This window comes from Geodermatophilus ruber, from assembly GCF_900114385.1.
Taxonomy (GTDB): Bacteria; Actinomycetota; Actinomycetes; order Mycobacteriales; family Geodermatophilaceae; genus Geodermatophilus; species Geodermatophilus ruber.
The window spans coordinates 58396-75036 of the sequence record NZ_FOSW01000015.1; the positions used below are offsets into that span (position 1 = coordinate 58396).

Annotated in this window: 18 protein-coding genes; 11 read left to right on the top strand and 7 right to left on the bottom strand. The window is 76.3% G+C overall.

The genetic code is table 11. From position 1 onward, the window contains the following. Window positions 1-15 precede the first annotated feature (15 nt). The 5 genes from BMZ50_RS19880 to nudC are packed head-to-tail and all read left to right on the top strand — an operon-like array spanning window position 16 to window position 6004. Window positions 16-1434, top strand: coding sequence for a M20/M25/M40 family metallo-hydrolase (locus BMZ50_RS19880; RefSeq protein ID WP_091328713.1), 1419 nt, complete (start codon window positions 16-18; stop codon window positions 1432-1434). A 23-nt stretch (window positions 1435-1457) separates the two neighbouring features. Further along, window positions 1458-2336 carry a DUF2510 domain-containing protein gene (locus tag BMZ50_RS19885; RefSeq protein ID WP_091328715.1) on the top strand — a complete coding sequence of 293 codons (879 nt, stop codon included), beginning with the start codon at window positions 1458-1460 and terminating at the stop codon, window positions 2334-2336. A 22-nt stretch (window positions 2337-2358) separates the two neighbouring features. Beyond that, window positions 2359-3669 carry a M16 family metallopeptidase gene (locus BMZ50_RS19890; RefSeq protein ID WP_091328716.1) on the top strand — a complete coding sequence of 437 codons (1311 nt, stop codon included), beginning with the start codon at window positions 2359-2361 and terminating at the stop codon, window positions 3667-3669. Then, window positions 3666-5036 carry a M16 family metallopeptidase gene (locus tag BMZ50_RS19895; RefSeq protein WP_091328718.1) on the top strand — a complete coding sequence of 457 codons (1371 nt, stop codon included), beginning with the start codon at window positions 3666-3668 and terminating at the stop codon, window positions 5034-5036. Before BMZ50_RS19890 ends, BMZ50_RS19895 begins: the two co-directional genes overlap by 4 nt. Further along, entirely contained in the window at window positions 5033-6004 is a 972-nt protein-coding gene (gene nudC, locus BMZ50_RS19900; protein WP_091328720.1) for an NAD(+) diphosphatase, read from the top strand. Before BMZ50_RS19895 ends, nudC begins: the two co-directional genes overlap by 4 nt. Here nudC and BMZ50_RS19905 read toward each other — a convergent pair. From BMZ50_RS19905 to BMZ50_RS19915, 3 genes are all read right to left on the bottom strand, one after another. Beyond that, entirely contained in the window at window positions 5997-6590 is a 594-nt protein-coding gene (locus tag BMZ50_RS19905; protein WP_245753759.1) for a nucleoside/nucleotide kinase family protein, read from the bottom strand. The two genes, nudC and BMZ50_RS19905, sit on opposite strands and share 8 nt — an antisense overlap. A 53-nt stretch (window positions 6591-6643) precedes the next feature. Further along, window positions 6644-7255, bottom strand: a complete 612-nt coding sequence (locus tag BMZ50_RS19910) for an ANTAR domain-containing protein (protein WP_245753760.1) — start codon at window positions 7253-7255, stop codon at window positions 6644-6646. A 131-nt stretch (window positions 7256-7386) separates the two neighbouring features. Beyond that, window positions 7387-7650, bottom strand: a complete 264-nt coding sequence (locus tag BMZ50_RS19915) for a mycoredoxin (RefSeq protein ID WP_091328722.1) — start codon at window positions 7648-7650, stop codon at window positions 7387-7389. 149 nt (window positions 7651-7799) lie between these two features. On the opposite strand from BMZ50_RS19915, the gene BMZ50_RS19920 reads away from it, so the two are divergent. The 5 genes from BMZ50_RS19920 (at window position 7800) to BMZ50_RS19935 (ending at window position 11315) form a co-directional block, all read left to right on the top strand. Then, window positions 7800-9830 carry an ATP-dependent helicase gene (locus BMZ50_RS19920; RefSeq protein WP_091328725.1) on the top strand — a complete coding sequence of 677 codons (2031 nt, stop codon included), beginning with the start codon at window positions 7800-7802 and terminating at the stop codon, window positions 9828-9830. Between the two features lie 180 nt (window positions 9831-10010). After that, window positions 10011-10289 (top strand): hypothetical protein, encoded by a 279-nt coding sequence (locus BMZ50_RS19925; protein WP_091328727.1) that lies wholly within the window; start codon window positions 10011-10013, stop codon window positions 10287-10289. 136 nt (window positions 10290-10425) lie between these two features. Continuing rightward, complete coding sequence (locus BMZ50_RS19930) at window positions 10426-10767, top strand: WhiB family transcriptional regulator (protein ID WP_281245448.1); 342 nt, start codon at window positions 10426-10428, stop codon at window positions 10765-10767. A gap of 86 nt (window positions 10768-10853) precedes the next feature. After that, window positions 10854-11018, top strand: a complete 165-nt coding sequence (locus BMZ50_RS24390; RefSeq protein WP_177212901.1) for a hypothetical protein — start codon at window positions 10854-10856, stop codon at window positions 11016-11018. Between the two features lie 93 nt (window positions 11019-11111). Further along, a complete protein-coding gene (locus tag BMZ50_RS19935; RefSeq protein WP_218146353.1) occupies window positions 11112-11315 on the top strand; it encodes a hypothetical protein in 204 nt (67 codons plus the stop codon). Window positions 11316-11324: 9 nt separating this feature from the next. On the opposite strand, the gene BMZ50_RS19940 is transcribed toward BMZ50_RS19935, so the two are convergent. The 3 genes from BMZ50_RS19940 to BMZ50_RS24395 form a co-directional block, all read right to left on the bottom strand. After that, window positions 11325-12647, bottom strand: coding sequence for an ABC1 kinase family protein (locus tag BMZ50_RS19940; protein WP_091328731.1), 1323 nt, complete (start codon window positions 12645-12647; stop codon window positions 11325-11327). A 207-nt stretch (window positions 12648-12854) separates the two neighbouring features. Then, window positions 12855-13919 carry a ThiF family adenylyltransferase gene (locus BMZ50_RS19945; RefSeq protein WP_091328732.1) on the bottom strand — a complete coding sequence of 355 codons (1065 nt, stop codon included), beginning with the start codon at window positions 13917-13919 and terminating at the stop codon, window positions 12855-12857. Window positions 13920-14032: 113 nt separating this feature from the next. Then, on the bottom strand, window positions 14033-14185 hold the full coding sequence (locus BMZ50_RS24395; protein ID WP_176449798.1) for a DUF5679 domain-containing protein: 153 nt from the start codon (window positions 14183-14185) through the stop codon (window positions 14033-14035). A 390-nt stretch (window positions 14186-14575) separates the two neighbouring features. Here BMZ50_RS24395 and BMZ50_RS19950 point away from each other — a divergent pair, with 390 nt between their 5' ends. After that, on the top strand, window positions 14576-15217 hold the full coding sequence (locus tag BMZ50_RS19950; RefSeq protein ID WP_245753761.1) for a M48 metallopeptidase family protein: 642 nt from the start codon (window positions 14576-14578) through the stop codon (window positions 15215-15217). Between the two features lie 35 nt (window positions 15218-15252). On the opposite strand, the gene BMZ50_RS19955 is transcribed toward BMZ50_RS19950, so the two are convergent. Beyond that, the gene (locus BMZ50_RS19955; RefSeq protein ID WP_091328734.1) at window positions 15253-16611 is read right to left on the bottom strand and encodes a zinc-dependent metalloprotease; all 1359 of its coding nucleotides are present in this window, start codon (window positions 16609-16611) and stop codon (window positions 15253-15255) included. Window positions 16612-16641 lie beyond the last annotated feature (30 nt).

Consider the following 16641-nt stretch of genomic DNA (forward strand, 5'->3'; position numbering starts at 1 on the left):
CTACCGTCGGCAGCCGTGAGCAGCCCGGAGCGCGCGTTCGTCACCGCCCACCTCGAGGACCTGCACGCAGACCTCGACGCCTGGTTGCGGATCCCGTCGATCTCCGCGGACCCGGCGCACGCGCCCAGCGTGGCCGCCAGCGCCGAGTGGCTGGCCGACGCGCTGCGCCGCACCGGCTTCCCGACCGTCGAGATCTGGCCGACCCCCGGCGCGCCCGCCGTGTTCGCCGAGTGGCGCTCGGCCGACCCCGACGCCCCCGTGGCGCTGGTCTACGGGCACCACGACGTCCAGCCGGTCGACCCGGTGGAGCTGTGGGAGCACCCACCGTTCGAGCCCGCCGTCATCGACGGTCCCGACGGGCCGGAGCTGCACGCCCGCGGCGCCATCGACGACAAGGGCAACGTCGCCATGCACCTGCTGGGCATGCGCGCGCACCTCGCCGCCACCGGCCGGGACACCCCGGCGGTCACCGTCAAGCTGCTGATCGAGGGCGAGGAGGAGTCCGGCTCCCCGCACTTCGCCGACCTGCTCCGCGCGCGGGCCGACCGGCTGGCCTGCGACGTCGTGGTGGTCAGCGACACCGGCATGGCCGGCCCCGACGTGCCCAGCGCGGTCGTCGCCATGCGCGGGCTGGCCGACGCCGAGATCACCCTGCGCGGACCCGCCGTGGACCTGCACTCGGGCTCCTTCGGCGGCGGCGTCCCCAACCCGCTGCACGCCATGGCCACGCTGCTGGCGGCCCTGCACGACGAGCAGGGCCGGGTCACCCTGCCCGGCTTCTACGACCGGGTGCGGCCGCTGAGCGACCGCGAGCGCGCGCTCATGGCCCGGGTGCCGTTCGACGAGGCCGCCTGGCTGGCCGGGCCGGCCGCCTCCCGGGCCGCCACCGGCGAGGCCGGGTTCAGCACGCTGGAGCGGATCGGTGCCCGGCCGACGGCCGAGGTCAACGGCGTGTGGGGCGGTTACACCGGCCCCGGCCACAAGACGATCATCCCGGCGGAAGCGCACGCCAAGGTCACCTTCCGGCTCGTGGCCGACCAGCGCCCGGCCGATCTCGCCGAGCAGGTCCGCGCCTGGGTCGCAGCCCACACCCCCGAGGGCATCGAGGCCCACGTGCACGTGCCGGCCGGCGGCGTCTCCCCGTGCGCCAGCGACCTGGACTCCCCGGCGATGGCCGCCCTGCTGGCCGCCATCGGGCAGGCCTTCGACACCGACCCGGCCGACGTGCTGTTCACCCGCGAGGGAGGCAGCGGCCCCGAGGCGGACCTGGTCGACGTCCTCGGCGCGCCGCTGGTCTTCCTCGGCGCCGGCCTGCCCACCGACCGGATCCACTCCCCGAACGAGCGGGTGCTGCTGCCGATGCTGTACCGCGGGGCCGAGGCGGCGGCGCACCTGTGGCGCGAACTGGCGGCCGTGCCGTTCCCGGCCCGGTGACGCCGCCGCCCTAGGGTGGCCGCGTGACGGGAGCTGGGCAATCGAGCGCGCCGGCGGGCTGGTACCCCGACCCGGACGGCACGCCGGGCATGGTCCGCTGGTGGAACGGGATCAGCTGGTCGGACGTGACCACCCCGGCCGGTCCGGGGGTCGCGGTGCAGGCCGCGCCGGTGCACCTCCCCGCGCCCCCCGCCGGGCCGCCGCAGCCCACCCCGGCCCCGCGGTCCTCGGGACGGCGCACCGCCTGGGCGGTCGGGCTCTCGGTGCTCGGCCTGGTGCTCGTCGTGGTGATCGGCCTGCTCGTCGGCCGGCCCTCCGGCGGCGGGGAGGACCAGGAGGTGGCCGCCCCCGAGGGGCCGGCGATCACCGCCCCGACGTTCCCGCCGGGCACGGTGCGGATCGTCGACGAGGCCGCCGGCATCGCCTACCCGTTCCTCGGCGACGGCTGGTACGAGTACGACCTCGGCGTCGTGCTGGAGACGACGGCGGTCGCCGGGCAGTTCTTCACCACGCAGGACCTCACCCCCGACGGTGGGACGTTCATCGCCCAGTGCACCTCCGGGCCGCTCGCGCCGGAGTTCGCCTACCCCGGCCCGTCCGGCCTGCAGAGCACGCTCGGTGCGGTCGCCGACAGCGTGCGCGCCAACTACTACCCGTCGCCCAACGAGCGCCAGGTGCTCCGCGACGAGGGGCTCACGGTCGACGGGACCCCGGCGCACCTCTTCGAGTTCCAGCTGTCCTGGGACGTCGAGGGCTACGACGCCACGGGCGAGCGGGCCGCGCTGCTGCTGGTCGACGTCGGCCGGTCCGCGCCGGCGCTGCTCTACCTCTCCATCCCCAACACCCACGCGGAGCTGTACGGGGTCATCGACCGGGTGATCGGTGCGGTCGAGGTGCTGTGACCACAGCGGTTAGTGTCGGGACGTGACTGCAGCTGGGGCCGACCTCACCCTCCGGCATCCCGTGGAGCGCTTCCGACTCGAGAACGGCCTGCGGGTGGTGCTCGCGCCCGACCGGAGCGTGCCGGTGGTCGCCGTGACCGTCTCCTACGACGTAGGGATGCGCAACGAGCCGCAGGGCCGCACCGGTTTCGCCCACCTGTTCGAGCACCTCATGTTCCAGGGCTCGGCCAACGTGCCCAAGATGGAGCACGCCCGCCTGGTGCAGGCCGCCGGCGGCACCTTCAACGGCTCGACCCACCAGGACTACACGAACTACTACCAGGCGCTGCCCGCCGAGGCGCTCGAGCGCGCCCTGTTCCTGGAGGCCGACCGCATGGCGGCGCCGGCCATCACCGAGGAGAACCTCCGCAACCAGATCGACGTGGTGAAGGAGGAGATCCGGGTCAACGTGCTCAACCGCCCCTACGGGGCCTTCCCGTGGCTGCAGCTGCCGCGGATCGCGTTCGAGAGCTTCGCCAACACCCACGACGGCTACGGGTCCTTCGTCGACCTGGAGTCCTCGACGGTCGAGGACGCCACCGACTTCTTCCACCGCTACTACGCGCCGGGCAACGCCGTCCTCGCCCTGGGCGGTGACCTCGACGTCGAGGAGACCGAGCGGCTGGTCCGCCGCTGGTTCGGCCCCATCGAGGCCCGCGAGGTCCCGCCGACTCCGCACACCGGCGAGCCCTCGCCCACCAGCGTCCGGCGGGGCGTGGTGGAGGACCCGCTGGCCCCGGCCCCGGCGGTCGCGATCGGCTGGCGGGTGCCCGACCCGGTCGGCGACCTGGACACCTACCTCGGCACCGTGCTGCTGGCCGAGCTGCTCAGCGAGGGGGACGCCTCCCGGCTCGAGCGCCGGCTGGTCCACGACGACCGGCTGGCCGTCGCGCAGAGCAGCTACGTCGGCCTGTTCGGCGACCCCTTCGACGTCCGCGACGCGACGCTGCTGACCACCCAGGTGCACCACCCGGCCGCGGTCGCCCCCGAGCAGGTGATCACCGCGGTGAACGAGGAGATCGGCCGGGTCGCCCGCGAGGGCGTGGGCCCCGACGAGCTCGCCCGGGTGCAGGCCCGCGCCGAGGCGCAGCTGCTCCGCCAGGCCGACTCGGTCCTCGGCCGCACCCTCTCCTTCGCCAACGCCGAGCTCATCCACGGCCGCGCGGAGCTGGCCGGGGAGCTGGCCGCCCGACTGGCCCGGGTGACCCCCGAGCAGGTGCAGACGGCGGCGCGCGGGCTGGACCCGGGCACCGCCGCGATCCTGGAACTGCGTGCCACGGGAGGACGACGGTGACAGCGACCGTGCAGCATCTGGTCCCGCCGCTGGGCGAGCCCCGACCGCAGCCCGAGCTGGCGGTCACCGAGTCGACCCTGCCCAGCGGGCTGCGGCTGGTCGTCGTGCCGCGCCCCGGCGTCCCCCTGGTGGAGCTGCGGCTGCGGGTGCCCTTCGCCGCCCGCAGCGCCCGTACCGCCGCCCAGCACAGCGCCCGGACGACGGTCCTCTCCGGCGCCGTCCTGCTCGGCACCGCCGCGCACGACGCGACCGAGATCGCCCAGCTGCTGCAGGCCCACGGCGGGGAGCTGTCGGTGTCGGCGGACCCCGACCGGCTGCTGTTCTCCACGACGCTGCTGGCCGAGGGGCTCGCGCCGGTGCTCGGCGTCCTCGCCGAGGTGCTCACCAGCGCCGCCTATCCCAGCGACCCGGTGGCCGCCGAGCGCGCCCGGGTCGCCGAGCGGATCGCGATCGCCCGGTCGCAGCCCGCCGTCATCGCCCGCACCGCGCTGGCCGCGCGGCGGTTCGGCAACCACCCCTACGCCGAGCAGTTGCCGTCCCCGGAGCTCGTCGGCGCCGTGCGCAGCAGCGCGCTGCGCAAGCTGCACCGCGAGCGGGTGCTGCCCGCCGGCAGCACCCTGGTGCTCGTCGGTGACCTGGACCCGGCCGCCGCCGCCGACGCGGTCGGCACGGCGCTGGCCGGCTGGACGGGGGAGGGGACCGCGGTCACCGCCCCGCCGGCGCCCCTGCTGCCGCCCGGCCCCCTCGAGGTCGTCGACCGGCCCGGCGCGGTGCAGTCCAACCTCCGGCTCGCCGGGCCGGCGCCCACGCGCACCGATCCCGACCTGGCCGCCGTGCGGCTGGCCAACATGGTCTACGGCGGCTACTTCTCCTCCCGGCTGGTGGAGAACATCCGGGAGCGGCGCGGGTACAGCTACAGCCCGCGCAGCTCGGTCGACCACCTGGCCGCCGCGTCCTCGTTCCTGGTGGAGGCTGACGTCGCCACCGAGGTCACCGGCCCGGCGCTGCTGGAGGCCTGGTACGAGCTGGCCCGCATGGCGCTCACCCCGGTCACCGAGGAGGAACTGGACGGCGCCCGGCGCTACGTCCTCGGGAGCATGGCGCTGGCCACCGCGACCCACGCCGGGCTGGCCAGCACGCTGTCGGCGCTCGTGGGCGCCGGGCTGCCGCCCGGCTGGCTCGCCGAGCACCAGCGCGCGCTCGAAGCCGTCACGGTGGAGGAGGTGCAGGCCGCGGCCCGCCGCTACCTGCAGCCGGCCGGGCTGACCGCCGTCGTCGTGGGCGACGCCGAACGGGTCACCGACGGCCTGGGGGCGCTCGGTCCCGTCGAGGTCACCGCGGCCCCGGTCGCCGAGGAGCAGCGATGAGCGTCCCGACCGGGGGCAGCACCTCGGCCGACAACCCCTCGGCCGAGGAGCGGGCCGCGCTCGCCTGGCCGGAGAGCACGCCGTCGCCGGCGGGCCCGCAGCCGGTGCTGTCCCGCTCGGCCCACGACCGCAGCCACCTGGCCCGCGCGCTCGACGATCCGACCGGTGGTCGCCCGGTGCGGGTGCTGACCGTGGACGACCGGCGCGAGGTGCCGGTGCTGGAGGGCGAGGGTGGCCCCCGGCTGCTGTGGGAGGAGCGGCCGGAGCTGCCGGCCGGGGCGGTCTTCCTCGGTGAGGCCGACGGCGTTCCCTACGCCGTGGTCCGCGGCGCCCGGCGGCTCACGGTCGCCGACCGGCCGGTGGACGCCTGGGCCGGGCTGCGGGAGCTGGGTGCCGACCTCGACGACCTCGACGCCGGCCTGCTCGCACAGGCGATCGGCATCCTCGAGTGGCACGAGCGGCACCGCTTCAGCCCCCTGTCGGGCGCGGAGACGACCGTCGAGCGGGCCGGCTGGGTGCGGCGGGACCCGCAGACCGGCGCCGAGCTGTTCCCCCGCACCGACCCCGCGGTGATCATGCTCGTCCACGACGGCGCCGACCGCTGCATCCTCGGCCGGCAGGCGGTCTGGCCACCCGGGCGCTTCTCCATCCTCGCCGGGTTCGTCGAGCCGGGGGAGTCCGCCGAGGGCGCGGTCGTCCGGGAGGTCGCCGAGGAGGTCGGCGTCCGGGTCACCGACGTCCGCTACGTGGGCAGCCAGCCCTGGCCGTTCCCGCAGTCGCTGATGCTCGGGTTCACCGCCCGGGTGGAGGGCGACCCGACCCTGCGGCTGGACCCGACCGAGATCGAGGAGGCCCGCTGGTTCACCCGGGACGAGCTGCGCTCCGGGGAGGGGCCGAAGGCGCTGCCCCCGGCGGTCTCGATCGCCCGCCACATCATCGACCGCTGGGTGGCCGGCGAGCTCAGCTGAACCGGCCCCGCAGCACCAGCGCCGGCCGCTCGGGGGCGTCGGCCAGGACGACGGCGTCGGCGAGGGCGGCGGGGTCGACCTCGGCGTCGTAGCGGTCGAACGCGGGCAGCTCCCACGCCAGCTCGGGCGGGGTGCGGCGACGGCGGGCGGCCGGGGTCACCCGCAGGTGGACGACGACGTCGAAGGCCAGCCCGAGCCCCTGCAGCAGCGCGCCCGGCACCAGCAGCACACCACCGGGCGGCATCGGCCGGCGTGGCGCGCGGGCGGCCCGGTCCCGGGCGACGTCCCACAGGACGGGCAGGAACTCACCCGATCCGCCCGGCCCGAGCGGATCGAGCACCTCGCGGGCCAGCGCCCCGGCGTCGAGCCAGTCGGTGTACCGGGCGTCGGGATCGGTGCGCCCGTGCTCCAGGCGCAGCGAGGCGGGGCGGAGAAAGCCGGCGGCCGGCACCACGACCGCGGACCTGCCGAGCGGCGGCAGCCGGGTGGCCAGCGCCTCGGCCAGGGCGACGGGCGCGGCGACGTCGGGCCCGTCCACGGCCACGCGCAGCGCGGCCGCACCGGGCTCGGGGGCAAGATCGGCCACCAGGGCGGCCAGCCGGTCGCCGAGGGCGTCCGGGGTGAGCGGCTGCGGAGAGGTCAGCGCCGGTGCTCCGCGGCGGCCCGGCGGGCGCGGGTCCGGCGGTCGCCGCCGACCGGCGCGCGGGGCGTCGGGGGGCGGGAGGCGGGCAGCGCCTCGGACGCGGTGAACTCGGGTAGCTCCGGGCGGGTCTCCAACCCGGCGAGCGCCTCGCGGGCCAGCTCCTGGACCGGCCGGCCCTGCGAGCGGGCCTCGGCGCGGAGCAGCTCGAAGGCGCAGCGCGGCGTCGTGCCGTGGCGCTCGGCCAGCACGCCGATGGCCCGCTCGGTGGCGACCCGGGCGGCCAGGGCGTGCTCGAGCTGGGACACGGTGCGTTCCAGCGCGGCCAGGCGCACCTCGCGCGGGTCGGCCTCGGGATCGGCCTCCCCGGCCGCGCCCCGGGCCGCCCGGCGGGCGGTGCGGTCCGGCTCGACGTGCGACCCGAGCTCCTCGGCCACCAGGTCGGCCAGGGACAGGCCCTCGACGAGGTCGCCGACGTCCTCGGCGCGGCCGGGGGAGAGCACCGACCATCCCCGGCCGGTGCGGACCAGCATCACCGCGGCCTCGTCCCGCGGAGAGGCGTCGCCCGGGTAGGCGGCCGCAGCGGCGGCGTGCTCGACGCTCGAGCTCACGTGTCCTCCTCGCGCGGGTGGCACCTCGGGAGACGGGCCCGACGTGGCCCGGATCTCGACAGGGCGCGATCGCGACCCGTCGGGAGCTGATCATGCCCCGTTGCGCACCGTCCTGAGGGAGACACTCGCCGTCACACCCCGGGATGCTCCGCCAGCTGGGCCTTGACCTCGTCGATGCTCGGGTTGGTCAGCGCGGTGCCGTCGGCGAAGACGAGCGTGGGCACGGTGCGGTTGCCCCCGTTGGCCTGCATCACGACCTCGGCGGCGCCGGCGTCGTTCTCGATGTCGACCTCGGTGTAGGCGATGCCCTCGCGCTGCATCAGCTTCTTCAGCCGCACGCAGTAGCCGCACCACGTCGTGGTGTACATGGTCACGGCAGCGGTCACAGCAGTCATCGAGGGGATCCTCCCTGGTCGATCGGGTTTCGGCACGGGATGCCCGGCCACCGGAAGGAGCCAACACCGCAGGCCTGGGGATCCTTCCCCGCCTTGTCGGCGGCGGCTGGGAGGATGGGACCGGCCGACGAGAGAAGACGGGGGGCCGGATGTCGCAGATCGCCGGGGCGCCGGACCTCGAGCGGGAGGAGGGCGCCGGAGCCGAGGCGGTGCTCGCCCAGCTCGACGACGAACAGCGCGCCGCCGCCCAGGCGGTGTCCGGCCCGGTGTGCATCCTGGCCGGTGCGGGCACGGGCAAGACGCGCACGATCACCCACCGGATCGCCTACGGCGTGCACACCGGTGTCTTCGTGCCCGAGCAGGTCCTCGCGGTGACCTTCACCGCCCGGGCCGCCGGCGAGCTGCGCGCCCGCCTCGCCGGCCTCGGCGTCGGCGGGGTCCAGGCCCGCACCTTCCACGCCGCGGCGATGCGGCAGCTGCGTTACTTCGCCCCGCGCGTGCTCGGCGGTCCGATGCCGGGGCTGATCGAGAACAAGCTGCGCGTCGTGGCGTCCGCGGCGTCCAGGTCCCGGCTGTCCACCGACCGCACCAGCCTGCGCGACCTGGCCAGCGAGATCGAGTGGGCCAAGACGACGCTGGCGACGCCGGACGACTACCCGGCCCGCGCGCAGGCGGCCGGCCGGGAGCCGCCGTTCGAGCCCGCCGTCGTCGCGCAGGTGTACGCCGGCTACGAGTCGGCCAAGCAGCGCGACGGCGCGCTCGACTTCGAGGACCTGCTGCTGGTCACCGCCTTCGCGCTCGAGGAGCACCCGGACGTCGCCCGCCAGGTGCGGGCGCAGTACCGGCACTTCGTCGTCGACGAGTACCAGGACGTCAACCCGCTGCAGCAGCGGCTGCTGGACGCCTGGCTCGGCGGCCGGGCCGACGTGTGCGTCGTCGGCGACCCCAACCAGACCATCTACTCCTTCACCGGCGCCGACCCCGACTACCTGCTCGGGTTCGCCGACCGCTATCCCGACGCCGAGGTGGTCAAGCTCGAGCGGGACTACCGGTCGACGCCGCAGGTGGTCGCGCTGGCCAACAAGCTGATCGGCCAGGCCCCGCCCCGGAAGGGCCTGCCGGGCCTGCGGCTGCTCGGTCAGCGCCCCGAGGGCCCGGCGCCGCGGTTCTTCGAGCACCCCGACGAGCCCGCCGAGGCCGCCGCCGTCGCCCAGGCGTGCCGGGCGCTCATCGAGGCCGGCACGCCGGCCGCCGAGATCGCCGTGCTGTTCCGGATCAACGCCCAGTCCGAGGTCTACGAGAACGCGCTCTCCGCAGCCGGGGTCCCGTACGTGCTCAAGGGCGGGGAGCGCTTCTTCGAGCGCCCCGAGGTGCGCGAGGCCGTCCTGCTGCTGCGGGGAGCCGCGGCCGGCGGGTCCGAGCCCGGCGCGCTGGTGCCCACCGTGCGCGACGTGCTGGCCTCCACCGGCTGGGCCGAGCACCGCCCGCCACCCGGCGGGGCCGCGCGCGACCGCTGGCAGTCCCTCGCCGCGCTGGTCGACCTCGCCGTCGACCTGGTCGCCGAGACCCCGACGCTGGACCTCGCCGGCTTCGTCGCCCACCTCGCCGCCCGGGCCGACGCCCAGCACGCCCCGACCGTGCAGGGCGTCACCCTTGCCTCCATGCACGCGGCCAAGGGCCTGGAGTGGGACGCCGTCTTCGTCGTCGGCCTCGTCGACGGCGTCGTCCCCATCGCCCAGTCGCTGTCGAGGCCGGAGGCGGTGGAGGAGGAGCGGCGGCTGCTCTACGTCGCCGTCACCCGCGCGCGGGAGCAGCTGACGCTGTCCTGGTCCCTCGCCCGCAACCCCGGCGGCCGCCGGACGCGGCCGCGCAGCCGGTTCCTCACCGGGCTGGTGCCGGAGTCCACGCCCTCGGCGGCGCCGGCGCCGCGCAAAGCCAAGCGGGCCAAGGTCGTGCTCGAGGGCGAGGCGGGGGAGCTGTTCGAGCGGCTGCGCGTGTGGCGCAGCGAGACGGCCGCGTCCGCGTCGGTGCCCGCGTACGTCGTCTTCACCGACGCGACGCTGCAGGCCATCGCGGAGTCCAGGCCGGCGTCGCTGCGCGAGCTGGCGGCGCTGCCCGGCATCGGCTCCCGGAAACTGGAGCTCTACGGCGAGGGCGTCCTGGCGACGGTCGGTTCCTGACCGGTCGCCGCCGGTGACGGCGGCCCGGTGACTGCACGCCCGGGGGACACGGAAATTTAATCCGTTGACCGGTCCTGCCGGCCCCCCTACTGTCAAGATCGCGCTCGGGGCACCGTCCCGAGCCGCACCAGCCCTGAGACCGGCCATACGGCCGCGATCCACCCCGGAAGGAGGGGACCGATGATCAGCACCCTGCCGATGTTCGCCCCCGCCGGGGTCTCCGGCCCGGGGCGCCTCCCCGCGCGTCCGGTCGCCTGCGCCGCTGAGCAGACCGTCGCGCAGCGCCTCCGCGCCCTCGTCGCCGCGCCCGCCGGGGTGTCCGCCATCGCGTTCACCGGCGGCCGGGTCGGCGGCACCGCTGTGCCCGCTGCCTCGCGGCGCGGCGGCGCCCTGAAGCGCATCACCCCGAACCACGGCACCACCCTCGGGATCCACTCCCCGGGGAGACCGCTGAGCTAGCGCTCACCAGGTCCTCCTCGAGGCCGCGGAACCCGAACCCCGGGATCCGCGGCCTCTTTCGTTGCGGCGCCCGGCCCCGACTTCCGGTCGGCGGGCCCCCGCCGGCCGTAGACGACGAGTACGAGGAGGAGCGGCAGTGCAGCAGACGATCGACCGCCCGACGTCCCACCGCCGACCCGGGCTCCCCCGGACCGGCGGCTCCCTGCCCCGACGGCCCGCGGCCCCGGCGGCCCCGGCGCCGGTGCGGCGTCCCCTGCCGTGCCGGAACGACCCGGACCTGTGGTTCGCCGAGAGCCCGGCGCAGCTCGAGCAGGCCAAGACGCTCTGCGCGGACTGCCCGGTGCGGGACGCCTGCCTCGCCGGCGCGCTGGACCGCGGCGAGCCCTGGGGCGTCTGGGGCGGCGAGATCTTCGAGCGCGGCGTGGTGATCGCCCGCAAGCGCCCCCGGGGACGCCCCCGGAAAGTGGTCGCCGCATGACCGGCCCGACCGACACCCATCCGACGACGACACATCCCACCGGCCCGCCGCGGGACGGGCCGCTCCGAGAGACGCGAGGAACCGACGTGCACTCCATCGAGTACGACCTGGCCGTCAGCCGGCTGCGCGAGCTGCGCGCCGAGGCAGACGCCGACGCGCGCGCCCGCCGGCTGCGCGCCGCCCGCCGCTGGGCGCGTCGCGCCGAGTACGCGACGCGGCGTGCCGCGCGGGCCAGCGCCGCCGTCCGCTGACGGCGCGCCCCCGGGCCGGGTCCGGACGCTCCCGGTGCGTCCGGACCCGGCCCTCCCGTGGTCCCGCCCGTCCGCCGGGGGCAGGCTGGGGACGTGGGGACCGACGAACTGCGCTGCGCCCTGTGCGGGCGGACCGGCACGGCGGCCGACGCCGCCTCCGGCTGGTCGCTGAGCGTGCCGCCGCGCGCCACCGGGGCGCAGGACGGCGGGCGGCCGCGACCGGACCGGGTCACCGCACTGTGCGCGGAGTGCGCCCGGCGTTCGGTCCGGGACCTCGAAGCCCGCCTCGACCCCTGACCGGACCGCTCAGGCGACGAAGCCGGGCAGCCACTCCTCGATGACGCTCCGGTAGTCGCCGGCGGCGTCGAGCTGGCAGAGCACGCCGATCGAGCCGATCGTCACCCGGTGGATCAGCAGGTACGACGGCGGCAGGTTGAGCTGCCGGCCCAGCCGGCTGGCCTCGCTGCGCGGATCGGCGATGCGCGTGGCCTGCTTCTGCATCCAGGCGCGGGTGAAGTGGAAGTGCGAGCTCGCCACCGGCTCGAGCAGCGGGCGCAGGTAGTCCAGCACGGCCGGGGCGTCGACCTCCACGCCGGGGCGGACGAACCCCTCGGCCCGCAGGTCGGCCAGGACGTCAGCCGCGCGGCCCTCCAGCGCCCAGCGCACGAGCCGGCCGATCGGCTCGGGATGGCCGTCGGGCAGCCGGGCCGTGGCCCCGAAGTCGATGACCCCCAGCCGGCCGTCGGCCAGCAGCCGGAAGTTGCCCGGGTGCGGGTCGGCGTGCAGCAGGCCGGCCCGCTGCGGGCCGGAGAAGTGCAGCACGGCCATGAGGTGACCGGCGCGGTTCCGCTGTTCCGCGGTGCCCGTCGCGATGATCTTCGACAGCGGCGTGCCCTCCAGCCACTCCGAGACGATCACCTTCGGCGCGCTGGCCACCACGCGGGGGACGACGATCTGCGGATCGTCCGCGTAGGCGGCTGCGAACGCGCGCTGCGCATCGGCCTCCAGGCCGTAGTCGAGCTCCTCGACCACCCGCGCCTTGAGCTCGGCGATGAGTGGCTTGACGTCCATGCCCGGGAACAGCGCGGCGAAGAGCCGGGCGAACCGGGAGAGCTGGTTGAGGTCGGCCATCAGGGCGGTGGCCGCACCGGGGTACTGGATCTTCACGGCGACGTCGCGGCCGTCGCGCCAGGTGGCCCGGTGCACCTGCCCGATGCTGGCCGCGGCGGCCGGAGCGTCGTCGAAGTGCCGGAACCGCTCCCGCCACCGGCCGCCCAGCTGCTGGGAGAGCACCGCGTGCACGGTGCGCGCCGCCATCGGCGGGGCCTCCTCCTGCAGCTTCACCAGCGCCTCGCGGTAGGGGGCGGCGACCTCCTCGGGGACGGCGGCCTCGAACACCGACAGCGTCTGCCCCAGCTTCATCGCCCCGCCCTTGAGCTGCCCCAGGACGGCGAACAGCTGCTCGGCGGTGCGCTGTTGCAGCTCCGCCTGCACCGCGTCGGCGGGCCGGCCGGACAGGCGCTTGCCGATGCCCAGCGTCGCGCGGCCGGCGGCCCCCAGCGGCAGCGACGCCAGCCGAGCGGTCCGGGAGACCGACCCCCGCGGGATCGCACGTCCCAGCTCGCTCACGCGCCACCTCCTCGCCGGCGCTCGTCGGGCCGCGGTCGGGGCGCTGCCGTGCCCATCGGTGAGCTCGCGCGCTCGCTCACGGGTCCTCCTCGCCGGGGCTCGACGGCCGCCGGTCGCAGTCTGGCTCTGGGCCCGCGGTGGAACCCGCGGGCGCACTCTGCCGCCATTGTCCCCCGAGCGGGTGACGCAGCGCCGTCGCAGGGGCGATCAGGCCCCCCGGAGGGGGACGGCAGGGCCGGGCACGCAGCCGCACTCGGGGTGCGGCGGCCAGCGGCGGGTGCGCGGGGTCAGCTCGGGCGGGCGTAGCTCGAGCGTCGTCCCCAGGGCCGCGGGAGCGCCGGTGCCGTCGAGGTAGGCCAGCACCTGCACGGCCGCCGCCACCGCCGTCAGCAGGCAGGTGAGGGTGGCGCCCGCGGCTGCCGTCCGGCCCGTGGTGAGCTGGGCGGCCAGGGCCGGCCAGCGGGGGTCGCGGTCGCGCCGGTGCAGGTCCGCGCAGCGCAGGCAGCTGGTCGCGCCCGGGACCACCAGCGGTCCCACCACGCCGGTCTCCCCGCGGACGGTCGCCACCAGGTGCGCCACTCCGGCCTGCTGCAGGCCGCCCACCAGCGGGTCGGAGGCCGACCACGGCCCGGCGAGGACGACGAGGTCGCCGGCGGACCCGGCGGGCGGTGGCCGCAGGTCGGTCAGCGGGCTGACCCGGCGGACGGCATCGGCAGCGGCCAGCGCGCGGGCGCGGCCCTCGTCGGCCGCAGTGAGCCCGCCGACGACGGCGTCTCCGGCTGAGGCGAGGCCGGTGTCGCGCACGTGCACCCGGCCCACGCCGCTGGCCGCCAGCATCGCCGCCAGCGGCACCCCCACCCGGGTCGCCCCGTCCACCACCACCGTCGCCGCCCGCCGGACGCTCCACCGGCCATCCCCGGCGGCGGGCAGTTCGGCGGACGTGCGCGCGAGCGCAGCCGGCCCGGCGTCGGAGGCGAGCAGGTCGGCCGGGTCGAGGTCGACCAGCAGCCCGGTCGCGCGCAGGCCGTCGAGCAGGGCGGTCACCGCGGCCGGATCGTGCCCGGCGCGGACCGCGTCGGCGACCACGGCACGCTGCGCCCGGCGCCCGTCCAGACCGCGCAGCAGGGTGATCAGCGCGCCGGGGTCCGGGCTCACCAGCAGGCCGTCGGCGGAGTCGACCCCGCCCACCTGGACCGCAGCGACGGCACCGGGCCCGGCCAGGTGGAGCAGGGGAACGGTCGGCGGGAGCAGGGGATGGGCGGTCTCGTTCACCGGGGCAGGGTCGCAGCCCGACGGCCGAGCCCGCTGCCGTCGTCCACAGGCCCCGGACATGACGACGGCGGCGCCCGCGGTGCGGGACGCCGCCGTCACGGGGCCGGAGGAGCTCAGGCCTTGCCGAGGATCCGGTTCATCTTGGTGCCGCACACGGGGCAGGTGCCCTGCGCCATGCGGCGGCCGGACTCGCTGACCTTGACCTCGCCGTCGAAGTCGCGCTTCTCCTTGCACTTCACGCAGTAGCCGTTGTAGCTGTCCGCCACGGTGCTCCTCCTTCTCCGAGCCTCTCGGCGTCCGCGCTGGACGCCGTGGCCGGGAACGCTACCCGGGGGGCGGAGGGCTCCCCGGCGCCGCGGGGCGGAGCGGGACGGGGCCGCTCTCCCCACAGTGTGTGGACGATCCTGTGGAATCCGTGGGGATGCGACGGCGTGTCGCTGTGCGTAGAGCGGGGACGGCGCTCTCCGCGGTGCTCCGCGGAAGCTCCCGGAATCCCCGTTCCACCAGCGCGTCCATCCATCCGGAGCCTGTGGACGGACCACCTCGGCCACCGGGCGGACCGACGGGGGACGCCGTGTCCACCATCTGTGCGACATGCACCCGAGCGGGTGTCGCAGAGGGGGCGTCGGCGGCTCCCGGTGGCTACGGTGCGTGGCGTGCCCGGATCGACCCCCGACACCCCGCGCAGCCCCGTCCCGACCCCCCTCCCGCAGGGTGGGCGGCGGGCGTCCCGTGCCGTCCCCGCGGTGCAGGTCCACGACGCCGCCGTGGAGGTCCGGCGCAGCGCGCGCCGGCGCCGCACGGTGACCGCCTACCGGGAGTCCGGCCGCACGGTGGTGCTCATCCCGGCGGCGTTCAGTCCCGCCGAGGAGCGCCGCTGGGTGGCGCAGATGGTGGCCAAGCTGCAGACCCGGGAGGAGCGCCGCCGGCGGTCCCTGGGCGGGGACGACGAGCTCATGGCTCGGGCGCGGGCGCTGGCTGCCGCCCACTTCGACGGGATGCCGCAGCCGGCCAGCGTCCGGTGGGTGGACAACCAGCAGCGGCGCTGGGGATCGTGCACGCCGGCCGACCGCACCATCCGGTTGTCCAGCCGGTTGCGGGCGATGCCCGAGTACGTCGTCGACTACGTGCTGGTGCACGAGCTCGCCCACCTGCTCGAGCCCAGCCACAACGAGCGCTTCTGGAGCCTGGTGGCCCGGTATCCGCGGGCCGAGCGCGCCCGCGGCTTCCTGGAGGGCGTGGAGCTCGGCAGCGAGGCCCGTCCCGCGGGCGCCGGCGAGGACGACCTCGTCGACTGAATCGTTGCGGTCCTCCGGCCGCCTGTTCCTCGGGCTCAGGCCCGGTCGTCGCCCTCCGGGGTCTCGGTCTCGCCGGAACCGTCGGCGGTGAGGCCGTGCAGCTCGTCGTCCGCGCCGTGCCGGGCCACGAAGTCCAGCGGCTCGTCGAGGTCGTCGGACGTGGGCAGCAGGTCGGGGTGCGACCACAGGCGGTCGCGGGCCGCGCTGCCGTGGCGCTGGCCCATCGCGCCCCACACCGTGGCGGCGTCCCGCAGCCGGCGCGGCCGCAGCTGCAGGCCCACCAGCGTGGCGAAGGTCTGCTCGGCGGGGCCACCGGAGGCGCGCCGCCGGCGCATCGTCTCGGCCAGCGCCCCGTGCCCGGGCAGCCGCTCCGCGGCGGCCGCCGCCACCACGGCATCCACCCAGCCCTCCACCAGGGCCAGCAGGGTCTCCAGCCGGCGCAGCGCCATCTGCTGCTCGGGCGTCTCCTCCGGCTCGAGCAGGCCGCTGCCGAGCAGCGCCTGGATGCTCTCCGGGTTGCTCGGGTCGATCCCGCCCATCGAGCCCATCGCCTCGTTGATGCCCCGCTCGATCGCCTCGCGGTCGACGGTGATCCCCCGCGCGTAGGCGTGGACGGCGTCGAGCAGCTGCTGGCGCAGCCAGGGCACGTGCGCGAACAACCGCTGCGACGCCGCCTCGCGCAGCGCCAGGAACAGCCGCACCTCGTCGGCCGGGCGGTCGAGGCCCTCGGCGAACTCGGCGACGTTCTGCGGCAGGAGCACACCGGCACCCGCCGGGGCCAGCGGGATGCCCACCTCGGTGCCGGTGAGCACCTCGCCGGAGACCCGGCCGAGGGCCTGGCCGATCTGGGCGCCGAACATCAGGCCGCCCATCCGGTCCATGATCCCGGCCAGCGGACCCGCCATCGCGGCCGCCTCGGCCGGCAGCGCGCCGGTCATCGCACCCACCACCCGCTCGGCCAGCGGGTCGATGAGCGCGCTCCAGGCCGGCAGCGTCTGCTCCACCCACTCGACCCGGGACCAGGCCAGCGTCCGGTCGATCCCCGAGGGCAGGTCGGTGACCGGGTCCAGCCACAGGTCGGCCAGGCGCAGCGCCTCGGCCACGGCGGACCGCTCGGCGTCGGACGTCGGCTGGGACCCGGCCGCCAGGGAGCTGATCGCACCCTGCCGGGCGAGGTCCCAGTTCACCGGGCCGCCGGACCAGCTCATCAGCTTCTGCAGCTCTGCGAACAGCGGCATCTTGGCCAGCAGCTCCTCCGGCGTGCCCCCACCCGCACCCGCGCCGCCGAACAGCGCGCCGAATCCGAAGGGGTCGTTGCCGGCACCCGATCCCGGCTCGTTGCGACGCTCGGGGTCGCGATCGGGGGGGCCGAAACCGAACGGCAGATCGCTCATGTCACCACGGTAGACGCGTGATCTTCCCGC